The sequence below is a fragment of the Parafrankia soli genome (genome assembly GCF_001854695.1).
GTDB classification, from domain to species: Bacteria; Actinomycetota; Actinomycetes; order Frankiales; family Frankiaceae; genus Parafrankia; species Parafrankia soli.
Map to the genome: position 1 here is coordinate 1 of NZ_MAXA01000166.1, position 1,515 is coordinate 1,515.

Sequence of the window (1,515 nt, forward strand, 5' to 3'; positions counted from 1 at the left end):
GGCGTGCAGTCGCTGAGACTGCTCACGGGTTGTGACAGCGCGCCCCCGTCCGTCTACGAGCGTCTGCGGCGCCTCTTGTCCCTCCGTCATGGACACAGCATCGCAGATGGCTGCGAAGCTATGGCGCCGCAGCCGCGGTCAGACGCGGTGTGGCACTAGAAGGTGATAACCCGCAAACCTCGACCTGTCGACTTCTAGCGCTCTACTGACATAGACTGCCGATGGGTTGAGTACAACGCCAGATGGAGGAGGTGATGACGCCCATCAACACGCAGGCAGCGAGCACCGTGCCCGACGGCCTCGTGCAGCTGTTCGTCCAGATCGACGAGGCCACGAAGGACGGGCCGATCAACGCCACGACGGCCGCCGCGCTCTTCAACGTCAAGCCGCGAACGGTCGTCGCCTGGGCGCGCAATGACGTGCTGTCCGGGGTCCAGGTCACGCGACGGGCCGGATGGCAGTTCACGGGCCCGGACCTGAAGGACTGCGCACTGCGCAGCTACCGCGCGCGGGCGACGGCCGCGGCGTAGCACCGGCCAGGCCACGGGGATGGCTGACCGCCCTGACCCCGAAGCCTGGCTAACCCCCGAAAGGAGATCAATGCGCGACTACACAGTCGACCTGCAGCGGGAGACCCACTCCACGCGGGTCCAGGCCACCAGGTGGACCGGCCAGGCCCACGACCCCCAGCACGCGCGCGACCTCGCCCAGGTGGCCGCACTGGCGTGGGCGCCAGTCGACGAGCCCGTCGTCGAGGTCGGCGAGCCCGTCGTCGTCGGCGTTGAGGCGGTCGGATGAACTACGACGAGATCTTCGATGACACCGTCCCGCAGCGCGCGGTGATGGTCACCCGCACCATCCGGTACATCCTGCCCGTCGCCGAAGGCGCACCGCTCGGCGATATCGCCGCCGAGCTCGATGGCAGCGACCTCTCCGGGTTCGACCCGTGCACCGACACCGTGTCCGCGAGCGAAGCGGACTCGGACGACGTGCTGACCTTTACGGCGTCCCGGTTCTTCCCGAGCCGTCCACTGCTCGAGGCCGCCGGCCGGCTCGTCCCGGACGGGCCGGGAGACGCGCGAAACCGGATCGCGGACGCCGCCGAGGAGATCCACATCCGGCGCCGCGGGGCGGTGGCCTGATGTCTGACCTCGAGGACCGCATCGCAACCGCCGATGCGACCTTCACCCACCACACCGAGGTCGCCGGTCGCGCCGGTGAGCAACTGGCCGGCCTGCTGGCCGAGCGCATCGCGGCGACCGTGCGCCAGACCTGGCCGCAGGCCACCGAGGTCGGAGTCGACTCCGACCACAACCTCGACGTCGTGTGCACCACCACGGCCACGCTGGCCGATGGATGGGACAGCCAGTTCGATGACGTCGCCGACCTCGTGCGCGACGATCTGATCCGCATCGGTCAGACCGGCCACTTCACCGACGACAATCGCGTCGTCCGTTTCCGGGGCGGAGTGGTGGCCTGATGCCCACCTGGCGCTACAGCCTCGGCAACGAGGAG

Annotated in this window: 4 protein-coding genes; all 4 read left to right on the plus strand. The window is 69.0% G+C overall.

The genetic code is table 11. The annotated features are described in order from the left end of the window. Window positions 1-254: 254 nt before the first annotated feature. Entirely contained in the window at window positions 255-530 is a 276-nt protein-coding gene (locus BBK14_RS14035; RefSeq protein ID WP_131802300.1) for a hypothetical protein, read from the plus strand. A 70-nt stretch (window positions 531-600) separates the two neighbouring features. Continuing rightward, window positions 601-798 (plus strand): hypothetical protein, encoded by a 198-nt coding sequence (locus BBK14_RS14040; protein WP_071062679.1) that lies wholly within the window; start codon window positions 601-603, stop codon window positions 796-798. Then, a complete protein-coding gene (locus tag BBK14_RS14045; protein ID WP_071062681.1) occupies window positions 795-1,142 on the plus strand; it encodes a hypothetical protein in 348 nt (115 codons plus the stop codon). Before BBK14_RS14040 ends, BBK14_RS14045 begins: the two co-directional genes overlap by 4 nt. After that, window positions 1,142-1,480 (plus strand): hypothetical protein, encoded by a 339-nt coding sequence (locus BBK14_RS14050; protein ID WP_071062683.1) that lies wholly within the window; start codon window positions 1,142-1,144, stop codon window positions 1,478-1,480. The genes BBK14_RS14045 and BBK14_RS14050 overlap by 1 nt, the downstream gene beginning before the upstream one ends. Window positions 1,481-1,515: the final 35 nt, after the last annotated feature.